Source organism: Streptomyces sp. SAS_270 (assembly GCF_052543295.1).
In genome coordinates, this window is the sequence record NZ_JBMNDS010000002.1 from 205099 (window position 1) to 230770 (window position 25672).

The window sequence follows — 25672 nt, forward strand, 5'->3', positions numbered from 1 at the left end:
GGTGGTGGGACGTTGGGTTGCGTGCAGGGGCGTTCACCTGGGTTCATGCGCAGCTGGCTTCGTGGGCACGACCGGGCTACTGGTCTCGCCTGAACGTCCGTGAACGGCAATGAATGAGACGGAAACTGAGACGGCAGCGGGACTTCGGCGGGGAGCGTTCAGATCCATTCATGCGTCAGGCGAACCTCTACCTACCATGGTCATACCCTCCCGCACGCCGCGTGTGCCCGCTGCGCCTTCGATATTGGGTCAAACGCCGCACCGTGGCTCTCCGCCGACGAACCGTTCCAGTGCGACGCCGTCGACCGGTACGGAAAGCGCCTCGCCCGCGATGGGGTCCCAAAGCCACACCTGGTCACCGGATGAGCCGAACGTGAGTATGGGCCGGCCAGCAGGAATCGGTCCGTTAAAGACGGGGAGGTCCGGCTGGAGCATGCGAACACACACCAGCCTCCCGTGCAGACCGTAGTACGGCTCAGGTGTGCGGTCGGCGTCTGCTGCCGTACGCGCCTCGTCGGCTCTATTGTCGGCCGTCGAGATGCCGACGATCACGGGCACGGCGATTGCGGCGATGGTGCCAGTGATCAGAAGAACCCGCTGGCTACTGATCGCGAGTCGATCGCGTCCGACCGGAATGTAGTAGTAACGGCAGATTCCGACGATGAACGTCACCCCGATGAACATGGCTCCTGCCGAGATGAGCGGGAGTTGAGTGACGGCGTACTGCGCGGGTATGGCGACAGACACGGCGTCTGACGGGATGCCGAATCCGCTGTCCAGGTAGGTGGCGTACTGAAGCCGACCGAGCCACGGCAGGCTCACGGCGAGCGCGGGCAGGAGTACCGGCACTATCCAAGAAGCGTTCCGGCTGATCCACGAGTTGCGTACAGCGAGTCCCATCAGCCAGAGCACCAGCCCGCTCATGATGATCAGCAGTGCTCCACGTACGACCTGCGGGCCCTGCTGTCGGCTCGCCGCGAGATACGGGGCGCAGCCGAGTATGGCTACGAGGACAATCCCGCGTGGCAGTCGCCAGGCCCGAGGATGTCCGACTGGGACGACGTCCTCTCCGAGCCACCAAGCAAGTACCAGCAACACCGGCACCCCGACCACGATCAGCAAGACGACCACGTGAGCCAAGGCGCCGACGACAGCGGCGAAGAATATGGTGAGTAGCAGTCGTCCCCACTGTGCCCTTCTGCTGGCAAAGGCCGAGAGAAGGGGGGATATGGAGTCTCCAGCTTCTGACACCTTGTGCCGCACGGGATCGAAAGGGAAGTCGAGTAAGGCTCCCTGGCAGAGTGCTAACTCTGCTTCGACCCCGTCTCGGCTTGAGCTCATGGGCCGAGCGACGACGCGGTTCTCGGCTGAGCGCCACAGGCGCATGAACCACAGCCACGGATGGCGCCACGGACGCCTGGTGTCTTCCTCAGGCTGGTCTCGGACCTCGTACATCCTGAACGGGTCGTCCTCGTGGCGCGGGTTGTACACAATTGCGTCCAGTGCCCACATTCCGATGTGGCGGTCTCTGGCAAGAAAGTCCACTAAACGCACTGCGGCCCGGACAGCACCGGAGCGGGACCCTTCCAACCCCGCCTCGACTACGAGGCCAGTGCGCCGGTTGCCCAAGGTGGTGACACGTTCTTGCGATGCTTCCCATGGACGTACATGCCAACCACGTTCCGCGAACAGTTGCTTGGCCAATGTCACCTCGTGTGGATCGTCCACTACGGCCACGAGTATGCGAACCCGGTGCATAGAAGCGCTCCAAACCTCAGCCGCAGTCTTCCCCGCTGCTCGTGTCGTGATTCTGGCGCCTACCGCGGCGCTCAAACTCGACACCGAACCGGGCCCGAGAAGATGTCAGAACGCCTGCGTCCATCCCGAGAACGCTCAGCTTGGGAAGCTTGGGTTCTACAGGGTCGACTGTCCCGCTGACCTGCTGCTGAGCGACGCCATGACTTGAGGGCGTCTCTGGGTTGGTGACCGCTGGTCCCCGTGGTTCCCCGCAGTATCTGGCAACCTCCCGTTCGTCTGGCTCCTGGCCAATGGCTGCACAGGCAGATCAACTAGCGGTTCGTCGGCCGTTGTGACGGGTCCTGGTCCTATCGACTGGAGACGTTCAATATCCTTTATGGCTCTGCGATGCCCGAGGTGTTCCTTGGTGTGCCGACGCGCCGCATAGACGAGCGGCGGTCCCTGCGCTGAACTCCGCGGCACCAGAACCGCAACGGCTCCGGAGGCCCTTGGTTCTCGGACAACACTGCTGGTCGGCGCCTCATGGTCGTTGTCAAGGAGTGGGTGGCGTTGGCGGTACAGGCGGATCAGGGTCTGGCGGGGGGTCCTCCCGGCGGGCGCTGGAGACGCGTCGAGCAATCACCAGGGCATCCCCGGCCATCCTGACGATGTACGCGGCTCCGACGACGGACAGCACCTGTCCGGTAGTGGCGAGTGTGACCTGTACACCGGCTGGAGCCGAAGAGTCCGCCAGTGCAAGGAAGTTGGACACGCCCCAGGCCAGCCCAGCCAAAATGCCGATCAGGGAGCCCACGAGTGTTGTCTGAAGGATGACCTCTACTAGGTGGTCACGGAGAGCCTGACGATCGTCCTGCACCTGCCTCATGATGCTGTCGCCGCGTACTGCTGTGCGGTGTTCGAGCCTGCGGTCAAGAAGGCGGTCAAGGGGCCGCTTCCAGAAATCTGCTGCGACGCCGACCAAGGCGCCGAGGACAAGCCCCAGCCAAAACACTCCATCCATTGCGGCATGGTGCTTTGCGAGGAAGGTCTGGCAAGAGCGAAGCACCTCCCAACCTGCAGGTGCTGCACTTCCATGCACCACTGCCCCTCGCGCCGGACCCGTTCCCGGTGTCTCGAAGTCCGACATACCGGCGGCCGGAGGGCCTCGTCGACTCTGGTGGGTGTCAGTTTTGCGGATACCTATAACGTTCTGTGCAGTCTGCGGCACAATCCAGGTCATGACCTACTCAAGCGACCTGCGCGCACAGCACGACCAGCTGAAAGCGAGTTTCCCGACCGAGTCCGACGCTTTCGCGGAGACTCTAAACTCTGCCGATAACGCCATTAATGCGCTCACAAAAGCTTGGTCTGGCTCCAATATCGGCTACCACTCCTGCGTCTATCACATGGATTTCACGCAACCGCCGCCCGGCTCCCACTTCAACAAGGAATGGGGACTTACTGGTGCCATTCGAGGAACAACTGGCGAGTGGGTGGAGTATTCCGAGGAGGACATCACCGAAAAGTTGCGAGAGCTATCGGCAGGTGCAGATCTCTCCGGAGCACTACAGAGGTCGATCGAAGCCAGAGAGGCTCTCAAGCTTGCAAAAGCCGAGACGCGGTCAATTTTGAGTTCTTACCTTCAATTTACGCCTGACGAATACATTGAGGATCTCACGCAGCAGATTGATAAGCTGTCCGCTCCGACTCCACATCAGCTAATCCAAGCGCTGCGCCCAGACGGAATGGTGTCCCGAGATGCGACCGCCATCAATCAAGGGTGGAAGGCGGCAGAACATCAAAAGCTCTGGTCTCAAGTCACTTCAGTCCGCAGATCCTTTGCGGTATGTCGGGAGATGCTGTTCCTGCTGGAAAGGGCAGCTAATCACGTCGATCGACGGGCGACCGCTCCGGCTATCACTGTGCGTCAGACGGGTGAGCGTGTCTTCATTGGACATGGCGGCAGTGGAGTGTGGAGAGTTCTCAAAGATTTCGTGACCGATCGCCTCAAGCTACCCCATGACGAATTTAATCGAGTTCCAGTGGCGGGGGTTACCACGGTCAGTCGGTTGGGAGATATGCTCGACCGGGCGGCCGTGGCATTCTTGGTTTTGACCGCGGAAGATGAAACTGCAGACGGTAGGGTTCTAGCGCGTCAAAACGTGATCCACGAGGTAGGACTGTTTCAGGGAAGGCTAGGCTTTGAGCGTGCGATCGTGATGCTGGAAGACGGGTGCGAGGAATTCTCGAATATTACCGGACTCTCTCAAATCAGGTTCCCTAAAGGGGATATCTCGGCGCGATTTGAGGAGGTTCGACAAGTGTTGGAGAGGGAAGGATTGCTGGGACCGCAGTAACCGTCAATGGCGCAATTGAGCCGGATGGTCATTTCGTGGTCACGGCGTCGAGCCTCCGGGCCTTCGCGCTTACCGCGACCCGGACGGCCGCCAGTACGTCGGCCCGTCCGTCCGTGCCCGCCGCGGCTCCGCCGGCAGGTCGTCTCGCGCAGACCGCCGCCCCGGCAGCGGCGGACGACACGCTCCCGCCCCGCCGGCCACTCACGCCCGTTGAGTTCAGGACAACTTTCACACCTCGAACGGCAGCCGCCAAACACCCTTTGAGCAACAAAAAGGCCCTCCCCGAAAGAAGGGCTCCCAGGGGCGCCCCCGGCAGGACTCGAACCTGCGGCCAAGCACTTAGAAGGCGCTTGGTTGATGTACCCGCGCAACGCGTCTGAGCTGATCCGACGGCTGATTGGGGCGTCGCCGGACGAGGAACTTCGACACGCATTCGACAGATGTGGACGGGCACGCGCACGGCTGCCTCGTCGATGGTTCTCTAGTGTGCGGCCACTTCGATCGTGCAGTCACGATCTACAGACGGGCTGCCACGCGATCTACCCAACTGCGAGATGGGCACCTACCGTATGGCCCTAGTACCTCCGGGGGGAGACACGCCACGTGTTGAGCATAAGCGCACAGATGCCTATTGAGCCGCTCAGAGGCGACCTTCGGCAGACGGATCGCATGGAGATGTTGCAGGACAGCTACCTGCGGGCTGTTGCTGCCGCTTCTGGATGCACCATGGCAAAGCCCGAACCTGACGACGGCATCGACTGGCAGTTGACGCACTCCTCCACGTCGCATGTGGTCGATTGTCAGATCGACCTGAAGATCCAATTAAAGAGTACGTTTACTTCTGCGCCAAATCCGCCCAACGGATTTGTATCCGTGAACTTGAGTAATGACCGCCTCAAGATGCTTGCACGAACTCCCGTCACGGTGCACCGAATCTTGGTAGCCATGATCGTGCCGAAGGATTTTGCTGGTTGGGTCGAAGCCAGTCATGACTATCTTTCCCTCCGACATTGCGCCTACTGGCGCAGTGTGACTGGAGAGGCACCCTCGGGGAAAGAAAGCACTGCAATCCGCGTGCCCACCGGCCAAATATTCGATGATGTGGCACTCTGTCAAATAATGGAGAGGATAGGACAGGGAGGGGCCCCGTGAACTCACCTAAGTTTGCGGAATTCGCTTCTCGCATTAGCGACAGCGAGCTTGCTCGTTTGCTCGAGAAGAATGGCTGGGAGAGGTTCGGCGGTCAGGCGAACGTGTACAGCCGGTGGCGCCCTATGGGGGATGAATCGGCGCGTGGAATATTACTTCCGCAGAATGAGGAACTGGCAGACTACTCCGATCTCTTCGCGCAAGCAGTTGCCCAGGCCTGGAATTTGGGAAGTGTGCGCCTCAGGGCGCTACTGGAAAGGGCTATGACCACGCAGGCCCTGGGTGACGAGATGAAGTTTCACAAAGAAGCCAGAACGTATGAGGGTACGATTCCATGGCTGGCAGGTGAAGACTTGCATGCAGCTGCTCGAAAGTCGATGGCCGTCGCTGCGAAGTCACGCAAGTCTAGACTCGCGTACTTTGGTAACTCGAATGCACACCTTGCTAGATCTTTTCTAGAGTCAGTACTGATGGGGCAGACTGAGGTAGGTAGCTACGTCGTGACGGCGTACGTGCCTCCTGCGGAGATCTTCACCGAGAAGAAGCTGCGCCCTGGGGACACTCTTCCCACTACGGGAACTCATACTGGCCGCGACATCACTCGCAGCCTGGTTGATGTACTTCAAATTACACGAGAAGTTGTCGACCACTATGCAGAAACTGGTTCCAATGCGGGGTTCATCGACAACGTGGATCGCGGATTTTGTTTCGAGATTACACAGGCGGTGCGTGATCTCGTTAGAAATTCAGACGGGGCGGAAGTCGGAATCGAGATGAATGTGGCCGCAGATTTATTCCAAGATTCCCGCATTGAGACATACTCTTTGGAATTCTCCCCGGCGGACTACCCAGTGCTGGAGACGGCAGGAAACGTCCTTGCGGCTACTTCCCGGCCCCAGCGTGTCACTGTTTTGGGCGCGGTGACGCTACTTGATCGTCCGCAATTCGGCCGTCCTGGGTTGATTCGGGTAGATGTTCTGTCTGGTAGCACGGCCAAGAAAATGCGTGTCCGTCTGAAAGCAGAGGACTACGATCTGGCCATGGATGCCCATCGCAACAATATGGCGATTAAAGTGACCGGGAGGCAGGAGATCGAGGGCCGCTATTACTGGCTTTATGATCCAGAGCGTATTGAGCTTATCCCTATGGAAGTGGTCCAGACTCAAGCCGAATCGCCGAGTTCCGAACAGCATCCGCTCTTCTAGAGCATAGCTCACGAAAACCTTCTGGCGTCGGTGGAGTCTCAATGGCTCAGTCCAGCGCCGCCGCCCAAGTTCTGTCGATCGGGCAGTCGAAGGGCATAAGGTCGCCGTCGGCCACCGATTTGGAGGTCGATCGGTGGCCTCGTGCCTCGTGTACGCCTGGACGTCCGACTGCCGCGCTAGGTCTCTCTAGAGTGGGGCTCTGCGCCGTCGTTGATGTCAGCTGCAGATGTCAGGACCGGGAAGGCTTCTGGTATGGGCAGTTTAGCGAGCGGCGGTCATTCTCGCGCCTATGAGGGGGCGGCAGCGTCACTTCTTATCTAAAATGAAGCGCCACCCACCAGCCCTTAGATGCTATGGATACCGAGTGTCTATTTCCCAATGTCTCGATGTCGACGAGTCCGGCGCTCTTTAGAATTTGGACCTGATCCCGCATAGCCCCCGGCGTTCGGAAATGGAACTCCTGGTGCTGACTATATGTACAACGACCTCCCGACTCTGCGAGTAGTGCGAAGAGCTGCCAACCCCTGTCTGTGACACGTGCGCTGGCAGAATTGAAATAACGAGTAGCCTGTTCCTTCAGCCACTTATCGAGGAGATTCAGGTCATCTTGACCACCGCTTCGGTAGATACTTTCGCCGCAATCTCGCGTGAAATCCTCTGCCGCTTTGAGTGCTTGCCGCAGATGTCGACCAGTTTCTTCGTAAATGTGCCGGAATTCCTCCGCACCGACGGGCGGGCGCGCGGCGACTCGCCCATCGGAATATACCTCCAGGCGCCTAGCAATAAGTTCGCCGATCTGGTCATCGTTAATAGGCTGCAAGGATATAGGTTCAGCTAGACGCCCTTGAAGCATTGGTGTTGAGACGACAGTCCGGATCACGTGATCGGTTCCACACATGATCCAGTGCAGTCCCTCCTGCCCAAAGACGGTGTCGCGCAGAGATTCGATCATTACCTTGTGCTCGGGTGACTTTCCCAGCATCTCCATGTTGTCGAGTATGCAAATAACGCCACCGCTGGCATGGTCCGGGAAACACTGGCTCAGGCAAGTGTCGACGAAGAGAGGGATTCCCGCTTCGGTGAACAGGTCGGAGGTGTTGGGGCTGCTACTCCGGAAGAAGTTTCCCCCAAACCCTAGAATTGCCGCGCCTAGGCCTGTGCCGCGGTACTCCGCATTTTCAATGGATCGCTTAATGGAGGCCATAGAAGGGAACGTGAAACCTGCCTCTTTCAGTACACGCTCATTTTGTGCCAGTGTGCTCGCAATTTCTAGAATTACGAGCTTGGCAAAACCCTCATTGGTTTCGCGCTCATCGGGCTGAAATGGCCTTCGGTTGAGTGGTATGAAAGGCGGCCCACCCTGCTCCTTGAAAGCCTGCCTGAGTCGATATCCAACCACAGACGCTAGGCTTGTCTTGCCAACCCCAAAATCACCTTCAATTGTCGCGTGGGTTGTTGAAGATTTGAGGTGGTCCGATAGCCTCTGGGCGTCCTGATCGCGACCAACTAGGAGGTCACTGCCTTCTTTTGTCGCTCGGAGAGGGCGCACATCGTAGGGGCTCTGTCTCAATCCAAAATCATGCCAGGATGCCATGTGGCGGCCTCCTCGATGCAATGCTTCGACTGAGTAACCCCCATCAATTCGATGATACGGCTGGTCAGTTCGGGATGCATCTCGCGGGCCTGGTTGGTCGGCCACGATGAACCGCGCGGTTGGTGGAGCGGCTTTGGGCTGGAGCTGCTTTGGGGCGAGTGATCATGGCCCCGTAAGCTTCAGGCGAGTCGGGCAGTCTGTGGACCTGCCCGTTAAAGCACGACGTTGGGGCCATGATCTTAGAGGCTCGCCCCAAAGTGGCTGCCTAAAGCCGTGGAGCCGACCGCCCCAGCCACAGAGGGTCTCTCCCACTTCATGCCCGCAGCCGCCGAGCGCGCCGCCGGGCGCGGCCAGCCGGGGCGCAGACAGGAGGCAGGCCGCGCCGCAGAGGCGGCGCGCGCCCGCGCTTGCGCGGGCCTTGAACCCGTGAGGAAGGTTGTTACTCAGTCTGCGGGAGTGATGATCCACAGTGGAGCTGCGTACTGCTCCGGTCGGCTCTCGATGAGTAGCGCTCGGAGAGGCTCGCGCTGGGCTCCTGAAAGGCCGATGGCCTCGGTGATGCGGCGGAAGGTCGTGTGTGTGACTCCGCGGGAGCGGGCCTCAGCTTCGAACTGGGCGACCTGGTCCAGCGTGGTCTTCGGGTCGAGCTCCTGCTGAGGCAGAGTGCCGAGCCACGAGGCCTTGTTGCGCTCGTAGTCGATCTCCGAGTGACCGCAGATCTCGCGGCTGTGCTGCTCGGCCTCGTCGAGGCTCGTCGTCATCACGAGGGCTTGCGCCAGACGGTTTCGGCTGAGGGCCTCGTCCAGGTCGACTTCGTGGATGATCGGGCCCTCGTCGGTCAGGGGGACCGGCAGGCCCGCGTCTCGGACTTCGCAGAGGCCACGTACGCCTCGTGCTGTGGCGGCCAGCATCGCGGTTGCTTCGGAGGGGTGCCACTCCAGTACGCCGCTGATCGCTTCGACGTGCGCAGGCGTCAGGGTGAGAGCAACTGGACCGAGGTAGCTGCGGAGTTGTTCGGTGGGGAGCTCTCCGTCCAGGCCGGGGCCGGCGACCAAGAGGCGTACCGGGGCGAGGACTTGGGAGCATGCTGCGAGCGTGAGGGCGTCAGCCAGCGGGCTGCGGAGTGTGGGTTCGTCGCCCTGGGCCAGGATGTCGCCGCCTACGTCGAGTAGATCGATGGAAGTGGGCGAGAGGTGGGCGATCAGTTCTTCGAGCTGGCGTGTGATGCCTTCGGCGCCGTGGTGCGGGTCGATGAGGGCGAAGGTCTGCGGGAGTTCGCGCGCCAGGCGGGGGAGCGTCGAGCCCGCGGGCGCTATCGGTGCCGCATTGCCGGGCACGGCGCGGACCGTGGGGGTCAGCGGACGCAAGCCTGTGAAGTTGGCGGGGCCGCGGGGGCCCGGCACCGGGTCGATCAATAGGCGGTCCCACGCGTACGTGAGGACAACCGCCGGGTCTTCGTCGCCGTACAAGGCGGCGTCCAGCATCGCGGCGGCGACTGCATCGCCCCCGCCTCCGGCTGCCACGATCAACCGAGTCACCCGGTCAGCCTACGGGTTGGCGGCTTAGCCACTCACCCTATAGTGGCAAGAGGACTTAGCCACTTGAGGGAGGGTTCATGCCGCAGATCGAAGAGGCGCAGCCCAAGTACCTGCAGATCGCGCACTTCATCCGCGATCAGATCTTGCGCGGTGACCTGCGGGCGGGCGACGAGGTGCCCTCGGAGCGGCAGCTTGCCTCGGACTGGAGCGTTTCGCGGCCGACGGCGGCTCGGTCGTTGGAGGCGCTGCGGCAACAGGGTCTCGTCGAGAAGCGGCAGGGTTCGGGCACGTACGTACGCAGTCTTCAGGTCAATCGGCGGGCCCGGGAGCTCTACGGCCGGGCTCGGCAGACCGGGAAGATCTACACGGCCGGTGAGTACGCCGTGATCACTTCGGCCGGGTGGATGGATGCACCGGACCACGTCGCGGAGGCGCTCGGCCTGGTCAAGGATCGGCGGGCTGTGCACAGGCGGCGCGTGACCAACAACCAGGACGGTCCGATCACGATCTCTACCTCTTGGTTCGCCCCGGAAGTCGGCCAGCGTGCACCGAAGTTGATGGACCCGGAGCGCATCCAAGAGGGCACGCTGATGTACGTGGAGAACATGACGGGTCGTCAAGGCAGCTATGCCGAGGACCGGATGTGTGCGCGAGCGGCCACCGAGGATGAGGTCGCAGACCTTCGGCTGGAGTCGTCGGCGCCGGTCCTGATCGTGCATCACGTGGTCTATGACCTGCAGGATCGGCCCCTCGAATTCGCCGAGGCCACCTACCCGCCCGGTCGTTGGGCGTTCGAACAGGGCTACCCCCTCACGTGAGTTGATGCCGCCGATCTCGGCGAAGTGCTTGCGGGCTCCAAGTGGCTAATGCCACTATCCAGAAAGTGGCCTTAGCCACTTGGATGGAGAGGGGCGCGTCGTGGGCGTTGACCGGCCGAGGAGCGAGGCACGTTCCGTCTGCCGGGGGTGTCGTGGGCGAGGCTGGAAGCACGTCAGCTCCCGCTCGGCTCTCGTGATGGCGTCGGCCAACGGCCGGCCCCGCGCAACGTCCAAGCGCCGCTGCCTCGACTGTGACGGCACCGGTGAGGAGTAGGCGCGTATGCAGGGCAGTGAAGATGACCGTGGCGGCGCCACGAAGAAGCGGGAACCGCTCGGCGCCATGACGCTCTATCCCATGGCGGAATCAGTTCCCCGGGCGCGTCGATGGTTCCGCAAGTTCATCGAGCCCCACCAACCGATGTGCCCGCTCGACGACTGCGTACTGATGATCTCCGAGCTGGTCACCAACGCCATCCTCTACGGCAAGGCCGACGAGGAGTGGCTCGTGCGAGTCGAATGGTGGCGCGAGCGCGGCTCCTTGCGCGTCGACGTGCACAACCCTGGGTTCCCGGCGAATGTCCGCCTGCGGGATCCGACTGCCGATGACGCACACGGGCGGGGCTTATGCCTGGTCAACGCACTGTCGGACAGTTGGTACGCGGGGCCGAGCTCGTACGGCGGGACCGTGGTGTCGTTCGTCGTCGAGAAGGCGTGGCCTGCCTGAGCGGGAGCCATCGTTCCATCCGTGGACGGTATGTTCCGCCCATGGATGGAACGCTAGAGTGGTTGACCAGTTGACTTGGCCAATCTGACGGGTGGACAACGATGGCGTACGAGGTGGAGGCGCCGAAGTACGTGCGTCTGGCGCAGACGCTTCAGCGCCGCATCGAGGACGGCACGTATCCGCCCGGCTCCCGCGTCCCGAGCGAAAACCAGCTGGTGCAGTCGTTCGGGATGTCCCGGCCCACCGTCGTACGGGCGCTGGAGCTCCTGAAGCGGGACGGCTGGCTTGAGTCCCGGCAGGGGTTCGGCACGATCGTTCGTGGCCGCCCCGAAGTGGTCGAAGAGAGAGACCGCCGCGGCCGTGCCGCGCTGGAGCGCGACGAGTCGCAGACTCCTGGGCGCCTCGTGCACGTGGGTGTGGTGCCGGCGCCGCAGCGGGTTGCCTCGGTGTTGGGCGTGCCGAAGCGGACCAAGGTGCTTGCCCGGCGATTCCTCGTCGAGGAGGACGGCGAGCCGATCGAGTTGGTCTCCTCGTACTTCCCCGTGGGCCTGGCCGAGGGGACGGAGCTGGCCGAACCTGCGGAGTTGGGCGAGAGTGCCCGCGCGCATCTCGAATCACGGAAGAGGGTTCGGTTCGATCACGTCACCGAGCGCGTGTCGGCTCGTCTGGCCTCGCAGGATGAGGCGGGTCTCCTGGACATGGCCGAAGGCGGGCCGGTTCTCAGCGTGCTCGTCGTGGCCTGTGACGTGTCGGGAGAGGCGCTCCAGGTGTCAGACGTCCTTCTGCCTGCTGATCGCCAGGAACTCGAAGACGTCTACCGGCTGAACTGACCAGCGGATAAGGGGTGTTGAGCGATCCCCTCCCCCGGGATCTCACTTGACAAGTCAACTTGGCATCCATAACTTCGAACTTGCTAAGTCAACCTGTCAGGTCGTCTGGCGGGTACCGATCGAAGGAGAAGTTCTGTGCGTGTGATCCGTGTCGAGACCTCGGCCGCGACGATCCTGCTGACCGAAGCTCCCGAGCCGAAGGTCAAGGACCGGCAGACGGGCGAGATCGCCAAGGATGCTGTCAGCGGCGAGTCGCTGATGAAGGTCGGCGTGGTCTACATCGACGAGGGGGAGTCCTCGCTGATCGCGGTGACCGTCCCGGAGAGTGGGGTGACGGACGGCCTGGCCGTCGGCGCTCCGGTCTCCCTCCCCGGGCTGATCGCCCGGCCGTGGGAAAGCGTCTTCAGCGGGCAGGCCCGCCACGGCATCGCCTACCGGGCGGCTGCTGTGGTTCCCGGAGCCTTCCCCACCGGGCAGGAGAGCTGATCTCGTGTCCGAGCTGATGACGCTGGTAGAGCTGGGCGGGCCGCTCACCGCCATAGGCGGAGCGGTCTACGCCCGGAAGGCACACCCGGCGGTCTACTGGGCCACGGTCGGGCTGCCGATGTCGGCGGTACGGCTGATGACCTCGTACGGCTCGACGATGGATGCGTGCGGTCTGACCGTCGAACCGTCCCGGCTGCGGGCCCTCGCCGTAAGGGCGACGACGCGCCGCGAGGTACGCCCGGTGCCTCCCCGGCGGGGTCTGCTCCGCCCGACATCCACGGGGCTGCGGGTGCGGCTGCGGCTCGCGCCCGGCCAAGAGCCGGCTGACGTGGCTGCCTCATGCGAACGGCTCCGGCACGCCTGGGGCGTCCATGCCGTGCACGTCCGCAGCATCAAGCCGGGTGTGGTTGAGCTGCGGTTGGTCGGCTTCGACGTGCTGCGGAAGGTGAAGATGCCTCGCGGGGTCGAGTGTGACCTCCTGGCGGTGCCGGTGGCTCTGCGGGAGGACGCGACCGCGTTCGTCCGTGACTACAGGGCCGTCCCACATGAACTCGTGCTCGGGGCCACGCTGTCGGGGAAGTCGATGTTCCTGCGGAACCTGCTGACAGGGCTCGCGACTCAACCGGTCGCCCTCGTCGGAATCGACTGCAAGCGCGGTGTGGAGTTGGCGCCGTTCGCTCCTCGACTGTCGGCGCTGGCCACCGAGCCGAGCGAGGCCGCGGAACTGCTGCCCGTACTCATCAAGGAAATGGAGGACCGGTACGACCTGATCAAGGCCCGGCAGGGGATAGCGCCCGGCATGCCCGACGAGGAGATCACCTCGGACATCTGGGGTCTTCCGGAGGACGAACGCCCCGCGCCGATCGTGCTGTTCGTGGACGAGGTCGCCGAACTGTTCCTCGTCGCCACGCGCAAGGACGAGGAACGGCGCGACGAGATGGTCACCCAACTCATCCGGCTCGCTCAGCTCGGCCGGGCGGCGGGGATCTACCTGGAGGTCTGCGGGCAGCGCTTCGGCGCCGAGCTCGGCAAGGGAGCGACCATGCTTCGCGCTCAACTCACGGGCCGCGTCTGCCACCGCGTCAACGATGAGGCGTCGGCCAAGATGGCGCTCGGCGACATCGCCCCCGAGGCGGTCGGCGTCGCTTCCACGATTCCGGCCAAGCTGCCGGGACTGGCCGTGGTCGGCGACTCCTCCGGCGGCTGGGCGCGCATCCGTACCCCGTACCTCTCCCTCGCCGAAGCTGCGGCCACCTGCCGCGAGACGGCCGAACTCGCCCCGAATGTACCGGCCTTGGAGCGCTTCCGGCCGCACGCGCCTGTCTCGCCTGTGACCGTTCCGGTTGCGGTGGCCAAGCCGAGTCCTGCGACCGGCTGACCCCCACCCCCTCACCGGCTGGCGTGACCGTCTCGCGCCGAGTCCCTACCCCCGCCATGCCCGAAATCGAATGAGAGGACGTGATCAGCGATGGTCGAACGCCCCACCGTGCACGAGATCGCCGAGTTCTTGGCAGACGTCAGGGAAATTCGTACCGGCGACGGAAACTCGGCTGGCCTGGCGGCTCGTAAGGCCGATCTGCTGGAGCGGATCGCCGCCGCGATGCCCGGTGATGCCGAGGCCGCTGAAGTCGCGCGCATCGCTCGTGCCGCTGCCGACGAGGCCGAGGGACGGTGAGCCCGATGCGCGCCGGGCTGGTCCGCGTAGATGCCGTACTGATCCAAGCGGTCATCGCCGCCGCGCTGTCCTTCGCGCATCTGCACGACGTGGCCGTTGCCGCAGGACAGGACGGCTGGAAGGCGTGGGCCTATCCGGTGAGCGTCGACCTCCTGTTGGTCGTCGCCTGGAAGCGGCTGCGGTCGGGGGAGTCCAAGGCGGCGGGGTGGTCCTGGTTCCTGGTCGCGCTCGTTGCCAGTCTCGGGGCGAACGTCGCCACAGCCGGTCTCCTCGACCTCGACGACGTTCCGGCCTGGCTCCGCATCGCCGTTGCCGGTTGGCCGGCGGTCGCCTTCCTCGGCGGCACCCTGCTCGCCCATGGTCCGGCCGATCGCCCCGTACCGGTCGCCGAGTCGTACGACGACACGGTCGATACGGCACCCGAGCCGGCACCGGTCTCCGAGGCTGCCCCCGGGACTCCCGCCATCGCCCCGGCGCCTGAACCAGTCACCGAACCTGCCGCCCGTCCGGTCGACCGGCTTCCGGCGGCTCTGGTCGACCACGCCCGGAAGGTCGCCGCCGAACACCGCACCCGTACGGGATCACCCATCGACACCGCCACTCTTCGCGCCCGGCTCGGTGTCCCGGCCCCGCTCGCGGAGGCCATCGCAGCCCAACTCCCCTGATCGACAAGGAATCCGCCGTTGCGACCGTCCACCCTGCGCGCTCTCCAGCGCGCTGCCGAACTGACCCGCCAGAACTGCTTCACCGAGGCCGTGCTCGTCGCCGAGCCCGTGATCTTCAGCGCCGACGACCAGGAGGGCGCCGAGATCCGCCGTTGGCTGGCCGAGCACGTCGCCGACTTCACCGAACAGAAGGAGAGCCAGTCATGACCGCAGAACGCCGCTTCCGTCGAGTGATCCGGATCGGCCCCGTACAGGTCGGGACCTTCTACGACGGCCGAGGCCGCGAGAAGCACACCGCGGCCTGTACGGCGCCCCGTTGCGGCTTCTCGACCGACTACGACAGCCGGGCCGCCGCCGAGCTGGCTGCCCGTACCCACCGCTGCTCTGTCCGCTGAGGAGATCGCCGTGATCGTCAGCCTGCCCCTCGTCTTCGTCCTCGGCGTCATCGCCTGGGCCGCGATCAAGTTCCTCGGCATCCGCCTCTGGGTCGCTGTCGTGATCGCGCTGTTCGGCTTCTGGCTCTCGCAGACCTTCCTCGCCCCTGCCATCGAGTCCGGTACGCGGTCCGGCGTCGACGTCGTCAACGGCACCAATCGCTGAGAGGAGAAACCGCCATGCTGCTTCGCCCGAAACTGCCCGACGCGGCACCGCTCCCGGCCACTCACGTGATCACCTCGGCCGTTCCCGCCGAGCGTCACCACACCCCGGTTGCCTGCTCCTGCGCTCACGCCCCGGCGCCCTCCGCCGGTCGTCAGGTCTCCACGTTCATGGGCCTCGGCGCCGGTGCTGTCGCCGCCGTTGTGGTCGTAGGCGTGGTGTTGACCGCGCTCCTGGCCACGGTCGCCATAACGGCCGTGTCCGTGTCCATCGCGGCCGTAGTGGTGCGCTCTCTGCTCAATGGCGCTCCGAAGCGCTGACCAGCCTGCCGGGGCGGCCTCGATACCGCCAAGCATCCCGCCGCCCCGGCAGGCGCGGACCCTCCCGAACACAGTCGAAAGGACAGCTCCATTACTACCGGACGCACTTCGCCCCCGCTCGCAGACCTGGGGGCGCTCGCGACGCTCGGCAACATGCCATCCCTCGTGCGGCAGTTGCGCGGCCTTGGCGGGTGTACGAACCCCGTACGCCTCGACGGGCACCGGACCGAGTACCAACTCAACACTCAGACAGGAGAGATCGGCCGTGTCCTGCACCACCTGGACTCGTCCACGCTCCCCGCCGGCCGTCTGCTCGTGCGGTGCAACAACCGCCGTACGACGCGTTGTTCGGCCTGCGCCGAGACCTACCGGCGCGACACTTACCACCTGATCACAGCGGGCTTGCGAGGCGGCAAGGGAACCCCCGAGACCGTCGCCGCGCACCCCCGAGTGTTCGCCACCTTCACCGCGCCCGGCTTCGGTCCGGTCCACAACCGACCCGCCGACCGGCGCGGCATCGTGCGCCCGTGCCGCTGCGGCACCCTCCACGACCAGGACGACGGCATCCTCGGCACTCCGCTCGATCCGGCCACGTACGACTACGAAGCGGCGGTGCTCTGGAACGCTCACGCCGGAATGCTCTGGCGCCGGTTCTCCATCTATCTCCGCAGAGAGGTGGCCAAGCGCGCTGGGCTCACCCAGCGGGCCTTTCCTGACCACGCCCGCGTGTCCTTCGCCAAGGTGGCCGAGTACCAGCGGCGGGGCGCCGTGCACTTTCACGCCGTGATCCGCGTCGACGGTCCGGAGGGCGGGAGCAGCGCCCCTCCGGCCTGGGCCACGGCCGAGCTCCTGACCGACGCCATCGCCGCCGCGACGGCCAAGGCAACAGTGCCCGGCCCCGTGCTCGACGGCCGGGCACACCACTTCACCTTCGGGCGCCAACTCGACGTACGCCCCATCCGATCCGCCGACTTCGACGGCTCGACCGAGCTGACGGAACGCGCGGTGGCGGCCTACATCGCCAAGTACGCGACCAAGGGCGCGGAGGCCGCGACCGGCACCCTGGACCGGCCGCTCAAGTTCCTCGCCGAGCTCGACCGCGTACGGATCACGGAGCACGCACGTCGGCTGATCCGAACCGCCTGGACCCTCGGCGCTCGCCGCGACCTGGAAGAGCTGCGGCTCAGGGCCTGGGCTCACATGCTCGGCTTCCGCGGCCACTTCTCGACCAAGACCCGCCGCTACTCCACCACCCTGGGCGCCCTCCGCACCGCCCGCGCCGAATGGCGGCGCGCAGAGGCACTGGCGGCCCTGCCCGAGGACCTGCGCCGCGACCTCGACGACCAGGAGGAAACGACGTACGTCCTCGCGCACTGGTCCTTCGCCGGAATCGGCCTCACACGTGGTGAGGAATGGCTCGCCGCGACCCTCGCTCCTGCCCCCGGAACGGAAGGAGAGCCGACGCATGGCTGAGGCTCAAGGCACGCGCGCTGTCGATCCCTCCTTGGTCCTGCTGACCGTCGAAGAGGCGGCACGGCGGCTCCGTATCGGCCGGACGACGTGCTTCAAGCTGGTGCGCGCAGGCGAGATCGAGTCGGTGATGGTCGGAAGACTCCGCCGTGTTCCGCCCGACGCTCTGCGCACCTACGTCTCCGAGCTCCGTCGTCGTCCTGCCGAAGCGGCGTGAGGGGGCGGCCATGGCAGAGAAGAAGCGCACCCGTCAGCCCAACGGCGCCTCGTCGATCTACTTCGGCAAGGACGGGAAGTGGCACGGGCGAGTGACGGTCGGCGTTCGCGATGACGGCACGCCCGACCGTCGTCACGTCGAGCGCAGGACAAAGGCCGAGGTGACCAAGGCTGTCCGCGAGATGGAGCGGGCCCGTGACGACAAGAAACTCCGGAAGCCGGGCAAGGGCTGGACCGTCCAGAGCTGGCTTGAGCACTGGGTCGAGAACATCGCCAAGCCGTACGTCTCCGAGAACACGTACGACGGGTACGAGGTGGATGTCCGCGTGCATCTGGTTCCGGGCCTGGGCGCCCACCGGCTTGAGCGGCTGGAGCCCGAGCACCTGGAGCGCTTCTACCAAAAGATGCAGCGCACCGGCAGCGCGGCCGGCACCGCCCACCACGCGCACCGGACGATCCGCACGGCCCTGGGCGAGGCGGTACGACGTGGGCACGTCCCCACCAACCCGGCCGAGATCGCCAAGGCTCCACGGCTCGAAGAGGAGGACATCGAGCCGTACACGATCGAGGAGGTTCAGAGCCTGCTCGTCGAGGCGGCCAAGCTCCGCAACAGCGCGCGGTGGGTCGTCGCCCTGGCGCTCGGGCTACGGCAAGGGGAAGCGCTCGGGCTCCACTGGGAGGACGTCGACCTTGATGCGGGGTACTTCCGTATCCGCAAGAACCGACTCCGGCCTAAGTACGCGCACGGCTGCGGCGACGATGAACCGTGCGGCCGGAAGGCGGGGTACTGCCCCAAGCGGCAGCAGACCCGCCGCGAGCACAAGTCCACGAAGTCCCGCGCGGGACGGCGCACGATCGGCCTGCCCGATCCGCTGATCAAGATCCTCCGGCACCACCAGGAGGTGCAGGAGCGGGAACGGATCGCGGCAGGCGCGGACTGGGAGGGCAAGGGGTACGTCTTCGCCTCGCCGATCGGCGGGCCGCTGAGCCCGAACACCGACTTCCACGTCTGGAAGCGGCTTCTTCGGGACGCTGGCGTCCGGGACGGTCGGCTTCATGATGCTCGCCACACGGCGGCGACGGTGCTGCTGATCCTCGGCGTCCCGGATGTTGTGATCGACGCGATCATGGGGTGGGAGCCCGGGGGAGCGGCACGGATGCGCGCTCGGTACATGCACATCACTGGGCCCATGCTCCGGAAGGTGGCGCAACAGGTCGGCGAGGTCCTGTGGGAGCCGCCAAACTCAGAAGGGAACTGACCAGGTCCTTCATCGTGGTTCACGTTGCTCCGCCACCCGACGGGACATCAATCAAGGGCAGCTCTCGTCGAGCTTGACGACGTTGAAGGTGACCGTGACGTCTGTTGGGTGTTGCCCTGGCTCTGGGGTTTGGGAACAGACCATCCAGTTGCGATCCCAGACCTGGAGCCTGTCACTGCCTGCGGCATCACTGGATTCCAGATCGTAGAAGCCGTGGGCCTGCGCTGTGTCTTGGGCCTCTTGCAGGACCTTGCCAGTCAGGTCTGGTAGGAGTCCCTCTTCAGTGTCTGTCTCGGTGTCCCCGGGGACCTGGGTGGTCTCCGTGACGGTTTTCGTCGGCGTGGGCGTCTCATGCGGAGACTCACCGCCACCGCATGCAGTTGTGCCAGCTAGGCACAGCAGGAGGGACATCAGGCCTGCTGCCCACCATGTCCGTCGCGGGGCCCGAGCGCTGTCGAACCTCATAGGAACATCGTGCTCCTGTGGAGAAACCGGCGCATCCCAAGGCACGGACGTGACCACATGCGGAACGGGCGGCTGTGGCTGGCACTGCGGTGTGGGCCTGTCAGCCGCCAAAGGCCAACTGAGACGGAAACTGAGACGGACAACGACGAAGGGCCCCACCGCGAACGGTGGGGCCCTTCGACATCGTGCCCGGTGAGGCACTGGCGGAGGATACGAGATTCGAACTCGTGAGGGGTTGCCCCCAACACGCTTTCCAAGCGTGCGCCCTAGGCCACTAGGCGAATCCTCCGCGGCAAACAATACAAGACGTTAGGGAGTGCTCGCGAACTCGTTCCCACCCTCAGGATCCTGTACCCTGTGCGGAGCCCCTCACGTGGCGCTATCTGACTGAACTCCCCCAGGGCCGGAAGGCAGCAAGGGTAGGTTGGCTCTGGCGGGTGCGTGGGGGGCGCTTGCGTTTCCGGGGCCGTGCCGGGGGGCCGTGCTCAGGGTTGTCCCGCGGGCGGTCCGCGTTGTCAGTGGGCGCCTATAACCTCGTATACGTGTCGTCTCTCGCGCTGTACCGCCGCTATCGCCCGGAGTCGTTCGCCGAGGTCATCGGGCAGGAGCATGTCACCGACCCGTTGCAGCAGGCGCTGCGGAACAACCGGGTCAATCACGCGTACCTGTTCAGCGGGCCGCGCGGGTGCGGGAAGACGACCAGCGCCCGGATCCTGGCGCGGTGTCTGAACTGCGAGCAGGGGCCCACGCCGACGCCCTGCGGGGAGTGCCAGTCGTGCCAGGACCTCGCGCGCAACGGGCGGGGTTCGATCGACGTCATCGAGATCGACGCCGCTTCGCACGGTGGTGTGGACGACGCGCGTGACCTGCGGGAAAAGGCCTTCTTCGGGCCTGCGAGCAGTCGGTACAAGATCTACATCATCGACGAGGCCCACATGGTCACGTCGGCCGGCTTCAACGCGCTGCTGAAGGTCGTCGAGGAACCGCCGGAGCACCTCAAGTTCATCTTCGCCACGACCGAGCCCGAGAAGGTCATCGGGACGATCCGGTCGCGTACACATCACTATCCGTTCCGGCTGGTCCCGCCGGGGACCCTGCGGGAGTACCTGGGCGAGGTCTGCGGGCAGGAGGGCATCCCCGTCGAGGACGGCGTGCTGCCGCTGGTCGTGCGAGCCGGTGCCGGGTCCGTGCGTGACTCCATGTCCGTCATGGACCAGCTGCTCGCGGGAGCAGCCACCGACGGTGTGACGTACGCCATGGCGACCTCGCTGCTCGGTTACACGGACGGGACCCTGCTCGACGCGGTGGTCGAAGCCTTCGCCGCCGGGGACGGGGCCGCGGCCTTCGAGGTCGTGGACACGGTCATCGAGGGCGGCAACGACCCGCGGCGCTTCGTCGCCGACCTGCTGGAACGGCTGCGGGACCTGGTCATCCTGGCCGCCGTGCCCGACGCCGCCGAGAAGGGGCTCATCGACGCCCCCTCCGACGTCGTCGAGCGGATGCAGGCCCAGGCCGGCGTCTTCGGCGCCGCCGAGCTCAGCCGCGCCGCCGACCTCGTCAACGAAGGCCTGACGGAGATGCGCGGGGCCACCTCCCCCCGGCTCCAACTCGAACTCATCTGCGCGCGCGTGCTGCTTCCCGCGGCCTACGGCGACGAGCGCTCCGTCATGGCCCGGCTGGACCGCATCGAGCGCGGCGTGAACTTCGTGGGCGCGGGCGCAGCGGCCGCGCCCGCCATGGGGTACGTGCCGGGGCCCGAGGTGCACGGTGGAGCTGCTGCCGCTCCGGGGCCTTCGGTTCCGTCGGGCGGCGGGGCCGCCGCGGCCCGGGCCGCCGCGCGGGGGGCGGGCACCACCGGGCCAGGAGCGCCTGCGCAGGCGTACGGGGCAGGGGGCGGTGCGGCGGCGGCCCAGGGTGCCGGATCGGCTCCTGCCGGCGGACCGGCGCCGACCCAGGTTCCGCCGTCCTCCGCTCCGCCATCTGTCGCTCCGCCGTCCACCGAGCCTTCGCCCGCCGCGGCGCCGGCGCCCGCTCCGGTGGCCGAGCAGCCGCAGGCTCCGGTCGCCCAGCCCGCCCCGGCGGGGGCCGCACCCGGAGCCTGGCCCGCAGCGACGGCCGCGGGCAGTGGCAGCGGTGGCCGTCGCCCCGGCGGCTGGCCCACGGCGACGCCCGCGAACCCGCCGGCCGCCGCGCCCGCCCCTGGCGCCGCCTACGCCTCCAACCCCGCCTCTGCCTCGGCACCTGCCTCCGCCGCCCCCGCACCTTCCGGCGGCGGCCCCGACCCCCGGACGCTCTGGCCGAACATCCTGGAGGCGGTGAAGAACCGGCGCCGGTTCACCTGGATCCTGCTCAGCCAGAACGCGCAGATCACCGGCTTCGACGGCACGACCCTGCAGATCGGCTTCGTCAACGCGGGCGCGCGGGACAACTTCGCGAGCAGCGGCAGCGAGGAAGTGCTGCGGCAGGCGCTGTCCGAGCAGTTCAACGTCCAGTGGAGGGTCGAGGCGATCGTCGACGCGTCGGGCGGCTCGGCACCGCTGCCGGGCGCCGGGGGCGGCGGAGGCTTCAGCGGCGGGGGCCCCGGGTTCAACGGTGGCAACGCGGGCTTCGGCGGCGGCGCCCCGGCCGCGCCGCGCCCCGCTCCGCAGTCCGCGGCTCCGGCTTCCCGGCCCGCCGCCTCTCCGGGCCCCGGACCGTCCGAGAACCGGGGCCCGTCAGCCCCGTCCGGGGCCCCCGCCGTAACGCAGTCGGCCCCGGAACCGCCTCCGGTGGCTCCTGAGGACGACACCCCCGAGGACGACGACCCCGACCTCGACGAGTCCGCCCTCTCGGGCCACGAACTGATCGTGCGCGAACTGGGCGCGACGGTGATGGAGGAGTTCACCAACGAGTGAGCGAGCAAGTGAGTGAGCAAGCAAGTGAGTAAACGGGCAGGCGAGTAGGCGGGCAGACGAGTAAGCGGGGAAGCGGCGGGACGCGAGACGGCGAACCAGCCCCTCACCCAAGCGTCACTCAGCGCCACTCACCCACGCTCACCCAAGCGACCCTCATCCACGCTCACCTGGACGATCCCACCAACCTCTCACCCGCCTCCCTTCGGAAGCCCCTACAAGGGCATCCGCTCCCGGCGGTTAGGCTGACCCCGTGAAGGTCCTCGTCATCGGTAGCGGCGCCCGCGAACACGCCCTGTGCCACTCCCTGTCCCTCGACTCCGACGTCACCGCCCTGTACTGCGCCCCCGGGAACGCAGGCATCGCGGAGGTGGCCGAGCTGCGCCCGGTCGACGCGCTGGACGGCGCCGCCGTGGCCGCGCTGGCCACGGAGCTCGGCGCCGAACTGGTGGTCGTGGGCCCGGAGGCCCCGCTCGTCGCCGGGGTCGCCGACGCCGTGCGCGAGGCGGGCATCCCCGTCTTCGGCCCCTCCAAGGAGGCCGCGCAGCTGGAGGGCTCCAAGGCCTTCGCCAAGGACGTGATGGCGGGAGCGGGCGTCCCGACCGCCCGCTCGTACGTCTGTACGACGCCCGCCGAGGTCGACGAGGCGCTGGACGCCTTCGGTGCCCCGTACGTGGTGAAGGACGACGGACTGGCGGCCGGCAAGGGCGTCGTCGTGACCGGCGACCTCGAAGTCGCGCGGTCGCACGCGAACGCCTGCGACCGCGTGGTCATCGAGGAGTTCCTCGACGGCCCGGAGGTCTCCCTCTTCGCGATCACGGACGGCGAGACGGTCGTCCCGCTCCAGCCGGCCCAGGACTTCAAGCGCGCGCTGGACGGCGACGAGGGCCCGAACACCGGCGGCATGGGCGCGTACTCGCCCCTGCCCTGGGCGGACCCGAAGCTGGTCGCGGAGGTCATGGACACCGTCCTGCAGCCGACGGTCGACGAGCTGCGCCGCCGTGGCACCCCGTTCTCCGGCCTGTTGTACGCGGGTCTCGCGATCACTTCGCGCGGCGTACGGGTGATCGAGTTCAACGCCCGTTTCGGCGACCCCGAGACCCAGGTGGTCCTCGCCCGCCTGAAGACCCCGCTCGCAGGGGTGCTGCTGGCCTCGGCGAACGGCACGCTCGCCGATCTGGAGCCGCTGCGCTGGAGCGACGACGCGGCCGTCACCGTGGTCATCGCCTCGCACAACTATCCGGACACTCCGCGGACCGGTGACCCGATCACCGGGCTCGACGAGGTGGCCGCTAAGGACGCCCCGCACGCGTACGTCCTGCACGCCGGGACCAGGCAGGACGGCGACGCCGTAGTGAGCGCGGGCGGCCGTGTGCTCTCCGTCACGGCGAAGGGTGCCGACCTCACGCAGGCCCGCGAACGGGCGTACGCGGCGGTCGCCCGTATCCGCCTCGACGGTTCACAGCACCGTACGGACATCGCGGCAAAGGCGGCGGCGGGGGAGTAGCCCCCGGTTGACCCGCATCCGCGGGCACCTTCGCGAGCCGTTCCCGCAGGCCCCAGGCCCCGGAATCCCCAGGGAATCCGGGGCCTGATCCTTGCCCACTGTCATCCACCTCTCCCCAAAGCCATTCCATCGAGTGACCGATGCCCCATCCGGCTGACGGGGGCCGGGGCCCCAACTAGGGTGCGGCGAAAGCGTTCCGGCACTTGGCCCACCGGCATTGCGATGTCGGTGGCTGGTGCCACAGTGGGGGAGTGAGCAACACCAGGGCATCCGTCGGCGGAAGCCGTGACCACCAGGGTCGCGGTGGACGCCGAGCGGGAAAGTAGGGGGTGACGTCCGGTCGTGACAGGTATGGGTGTGGAGGTGGGCGCGCAGGCCGCGCGCTCACGGGCTCTCGCCGTGCTGCGCATCCGCAGCCGGGCGCTGGCCGTCGCCCTGCTGCCCGCGGCCGTCGCCGTCGTGCTGCTCGTCGGCGGTTCCACCGGCCATGTCAGCGGCGGGAGTTGGCATCTCACCAGCTGGATCGTGGCGGCTGTCGCCGCGCTCGTGCTGCTCGCGGCCGCGGGGATCGCGCTCGTCGTGGCCCGCGCGCGGCCCGCCATCAGCCCGACGGTCGCGATCGCCGAGGAATCGGCACCGGATCTGTACCGCATGGTGCGGGACCTGGCCGACCGCCTCGACGTTCCGGCGCCCTCCGCGATAGCCCTCACCCCGGACTGCGACAGCTGGCTGGAGGACCGCACCCACCCGGCCCACGGCCCGCCGTCCGATGTACGGGGTCTGACAGGCGGCCTCCCGCAGGTGCTCGGCCGCGCCCGCGCGGGCCGGAACCTGCGCCGGGTGCCCGCGACCCCCGTCCTCGTCATCGGCTCGCCGTTCCTGTGGTGGATGCGGGTCGGCGAACTGCGCGCGGTCCTGGCCCCGGTCGTCGCCGGTACGGGCCCTTCCGCGCACCCGGACATAGCCGCGGCGCGTCGTTTCGTACGAGGTCTGGACGCGGCCGTGGCAGTCACCTCGGCGCCCGCTCGCGGACCCCTGGCCCGGATGGTGCTGGGCGGCGTCGGCTGGGTGACCCGCCTGTTGCTGCGCAGTTGCCGCGGACACGCGGCCGAGATGGAGCGGGGCGTCGCGGCGGCCGCCGCCGAGCGCGCACAGGCTGTGGACTACGGCCTGCGGATCGTCGCGCAGGAACAGGTCGGCCTGGCGTACGCCGGGTGGGACCGGCTGCTCACGCGCGTCGCGCTGCCGGCCTGGCGGATGGGGCGCTGGCCCTCCCGCCTGGACGCGGGGGTCGTCGCGGCCCTCACCGAGCTCTCCCGCCGCGACCGACTGGCGGAGGGCTTCACCTCCCGCCTCGGCGAGCGCCCCGCCTGTGACCTGCTCGAAGAGCCCGGCGCGGTCGACGAGGCCGCGTCACTGCTCGCCGCGCGTCTCTTCCACGGGGGTCCCGCCGAGCCCGGGCCCGACTGGGCGCCGGTGGGCTGGCAGGAGTACCCGGACGAGGTCGTCGACCGCAAATGGCGCGCCGACGCGGCCCGCCTCCACCGTGTCCTGGACGCGTTGGGCGTCCGTCACTCGACGGACCCGGCGACCTCGGACTCCGGCGGCCCGACGCTGGCACGGGTGATGGACCACCTGACCACGCCTACGTCAGCCGCATCGCCCTCGGCCCAGGCGCCCGACGGGTCGGGCGCCTACAAGAACATGGGTGAGGAATCCGAGGGCGACGAGGAGGGGGCCGGTCTCGGGAACGAGCGGACGGTCTCGCTGGCGGCCGGGCTCACGGCGGAGGTGGCCCGCGAGGAGGCTGCGGCGCCGGTGGTGTCCGCGGCGGCGGCGGGTACGGAGCCGCAGGGGCCCGACCGGGCGCTGTGGGACGACGGGATGCTTCCCCTCTTCCCGCTGCAACCCCCGCGGACCGGGCGTGAACTGCTGTCCGATCACGTTACGGCGATGGTGTGCTGTGCGGCGATGGACACGGCGGGGGCGACGCCGGGGCTGGACTGGCTCGACGGGCCGATGCTTCTTGTCGACGGTGAGCGTGCCGCCGATCTGTCTCCTCGTGTTCTCACCCTCGTCGAGCACGGGGATCCCGTCCCTCTGCGCGACTGGCTCCGCCACCTCGGCGTCCGCCCGGAAAAACCAGTCCGCCTGGTCTGACCCGACCAG

The 25672-nt window shown here is 66.6% G+C and carries 23 protein-coding genes, 1 tRNA gene and 1 other RNA gene; 21 read left to right on the forward strand and 4 right to left on the reverse strand.

Features of this window, described 5'->3' with window-relative positions:
- Positions 1–249: 249 nt before the first annotated feature.
- On the reverse strand, positions 250–1545 hold the full coding sequence (locus ACN6LB_RS02425; protein WP_445024330.1) for a hypothetical protein: 1296 nt from the start codon (positions 1543–1545) through the stop codon (positions 250–252).
- Positions 1546–2975: 1430 nt separating this feature from the next.
- Here ACN6LB_RS02425 and ACN6LB_RS02430 point away from each other — a divergent pair.
- From ACN6LB_RS02430 to ACN6LB_RS02440, 3 genes are all read left to right on the forward strand, one after another.
- Positions 2976–4094 (forward strand): TIR domain-containing protein, encoded by a 1119-nt coding sequence (locus ACN6LB_RS02430; RefSeq protein WP_445024331.1) that lies wholly within the window; start codon positions 2976–2978, stop codon positions 4092–4094.
- Positions 4095–4763: 669 nt separating this feature from the next.
- Positions 4764–5246: a DUF4365 domain-containing protein gene (locus ACN6LB_RS02435; RefSeq protein ID WP_445024332.1), complete on the forward strand. Its 483-nt coding sequence runs from the start codon at positions 4764–4766 to the stop codon at positions 5244–5246.
- On the forward strand, positions 5243–6448 hold the full coding sequence (locus tag ACN6LB_RS02440; RefSeq protein WP_445024333.1) for a hypothetical protein: 1206 nt from the start codon (positions 5243–5245) through the stop codon (positions 6446–6448). The genes ACN6LB_RS02435 and ACN6LB_RS02440 overlap by 4 nt, the downstream gene beginning before the upstream one ends.
- Before the next feature lie 313 nt (positions 6449–6761).
- On the opposite strand, the gene ACN6LB_RS02445 is transcribed toward ACN6LB_RS02440, so the two are convergent.
- Positions 6762–8042, reverse strand: a complete 1281-nt coding sequence (locus ACN6LB_RS02445; protein WP_445024334.1) for a hypothetical protein — start codon at positions 8040–8042, stop codon at positions 6762–6764.
- A gap of 443 nt (positions 8043–8485) precedes the next feature.
- Complete coding sequence (locus ACN6LB_RS02450; protein ID WP_445024335.1) at positions 8486–9580, reverse strand: DUF1152 domain-containing protein; 1095 nt, start codon at positions 9578–9580, stop codon at positions 8486–8488.
- A 77-nt stretch (positions 9581–9657) separates the two neighbouring features.
- On the opposite strand from ACN6LB_RS02450, the gene ACN6LB_RS02455 reads away from it, so the two are divergent.
- From ACN6LB_RS02455 to ACN6LB_RS02520, 14 genes are all read left to right on the forward strand, one after another.
- Positions 9658–10398: a GntR family transcriptional regulator gene (locus tag ACN6LB_RS02455; RefSeq protein ID WP_445024336.1), complete on the forward strand. Its 741-nt coding sequence runs from the start codon at positions 9658–9660 to the stop codon at positions 10396–10398.
- Positions 10399–10678: 280 nt separating this feature from the next.
- Positions 10679–11122, forward strand: a complete 444-nt coding sequence (locus ACN6LB_RS02460) for an ATP-binding protein (RefSeq protein ID WP_445024337.1) — start codon at positions 10679–10681, stop codon at positions 11120–11122.
- Positions 11123–11223: 101 nt separating this feature from the next.
- The gene (locus tag ACN6LB_RS02465; protein ID WP_445024338.1) at positions 11224–11952 is read left to right on the forward strand and encodes a GntR family transcriptional regulator; all 729 of its coding nucleotides are present in this window, start codon (positions 11224–11226) and stop codon (positions 11950–11952) included.
- Positions 11953–12087: 135 nt separating this feature from the next.
- On the forward strand, positions 12088–12438 hold the full coding sequence (locus ACN6LB_RS02470; RefSeq protein ID WP_445024339.1) for an SCO3933 family regulatory protein: 351 nt from the start codon (positions 12088–12090) through the stop codon (positions 12436–12438).
- A gap of 4 nt (positions 12439–12442) precedes the next feature.
- A complete protein-coding gene (locus ACN6LB_RS02475; protein ID WP_445024340.1) occupies positions 12443–13816 on the forward strand; it encodes an FtsK/SpoIIIE domain-containing protein in 1374 nt (457 codons plus the stop codon).
- Positions 13817–13906: 90 nt separating this feature from the next.
- Entirely contained in the window at positions 13907–14113 is a 207-nt protein-coding gene (locus ACN6LB_RS02480; protein ID WP_445024341.1) for a hypothetical protein, read from the forward strand.
- A gap of 5 nt (positions 14114–14118) precedes the next feature.
- Positions 14119–14778 (forward strand): DUF2637 domain-containing protein, encoded by a 660-nt coding sequence (locus ACN6LB_RS02485; RefSeq protein ID WP_445024342.1) that lies wholly within the window; start codon positions 14119–14121, stop codon positions 14776–14778.
- Between the two features lie 18 nt (positions 14779–14796).
- Positions 14797–14985, forward strand: a complete 189-nt coding sequence (locus ACN6LB_RS02490) for a hypothetical protein (RefSeq protein ID WP_445024343.1) — start codon at positions 14797–14799, stop codon at positions 14983–14985.
- On the forward strand, positions 14982–15173 hold the full coding sequence (locus ACN6LB_RS02495; protein ID WP_445024344.1) for a mobile element transfer protein: 192 nt from the start codon (positions 14982–14984) through the stop codon (positions 15171–15173). The genes ACN6LB_RS02490 and ACN6LB_RS02495 overlap by 4 nt, the downstream gene beginning before the upstream one ends.
- A gap of 10 nt (positions 15174–15183) precedes the next feature.
- On the forward strand, positions 15184–15378 hold the full coding sequence (locus tag ACN6LB_RS02500) for a hypothetical protein (protein ID WP_356082405.1): 195 nt from the start codon (positions 15184–15186) through the stop codon (positions 15376–15378).
- Positions 15379–15395: 17 nt separating this feature from the next.
- Positions 15396–15695 carry a hypothetical protein gene (locus ACN6LB_RS02505; RefSeq protein ID WP_445024368.1) on the forward strand — a complete coding sequence of 100 codons (300 nt, stop codon included), beginning with the start codon at positions 15396–15398 and terminating at the stop codon, positions 15693–15695.
- A 153-nt stretch (positions 15696–15848) separates the two neighbouring features.
- Positions 15849–17168: a replication initiator gene (locus tag ACN6LB_RS02510; RefSeq protein WP_445024345.1), complete on the forward strand. Its 1320-nt coding sequence runs from the start codon at positions 15849–15851 to the stop codon at positions 17166–17168.
- Positions 17161–17382 (forward strand): excisionase family DNA-binding protein, encoded by a 222-nt coding sequence (locus ACN6LB_RS02515; RefSeq protein ID WP_445024346.1) that lies wholly within the window; start codon positions 17161–17163, stop codon positions 17380–17382. The genes ACN6LB_RS02510 and ACN6LB_RS02515 overlap by 8 nt, the downstream gene beginning before the upstream one ends.
- Positions 17383–17392: 10 nt before the next feature.
- Positions 17393–18640, forward strand: coding sequence for a tyrosine-type recombinase/integrase (locus ACN6LB_RS02520; RefSeq protein WP_445024347.1), 1248 nt, complete (start codon positions 17393–17395; stop codon positions 18638–18640).
- Positions 18641–19306: 666 nt separating this feature from the next.
- Here ACN6LB_RS02520 and ACN6LB_RS02525 read toward each other — a convergent pair.
- A tRNA-Ser gene (locus ACN6LB_RS02525) sits at positions 19307–19394 on the reverse strand.
- Between the two features lie 71 nt (positions 19395–19465).
- Here ACN6LB_RS02525 and ffs point away from each other — a divergent pair.
- The 4 genes from ffs to ACN6LB_RS02545 all read left to right on the forward strand — a co-directional run bounded on the left by ffs (position 19466) and on the right by ACN6LB_RS02545 (position 25663).
- Positions 19466–19564, forward strand: an RNA gene (gene ffs, locus ACN6LB_RS02530) — signal recognition particle sRNA small type.
- Positions 19565–19647: 83 nt separating this feature from the next.
- Positions 19648–21999, forward strand: a complete 2352-nt coding sequence (locus tag ACN6LB_RS02535) for a DNA polymerase III subunit gamma and tau (protein ID WP_445024348.1) — start codon at positions 19648–19650, stop codon at positions 21997–21999.
- A 250-nt stretch (positions 22000–22249) separates the two neighbouring features.
- Complete coding sequence (gene purD / locus ACN6LB_RS02540) at positions 22250–23503, forward strand: phosphoribosylamine--glycine ligase (RefSeq protein ID WP_445024349.1); 1254 nt, start codon at positions 22250–22252, stop codon at positions 23501–23503.
- A 351-nt stretch (positions 23504–23854) separates the two neighbouring features.
- Complete coding sequence (locus ACN6LB_RS02545) at positions 23855–25663, forward strand: hypothetical protein (RefSeq protein ID WP_445024369.1); 1809 nt, start codon at positions 23855–23857, stop codon at positions 25661–25663.
- Positions 25664–25672 lie beyond the last annotated feature (9 nt).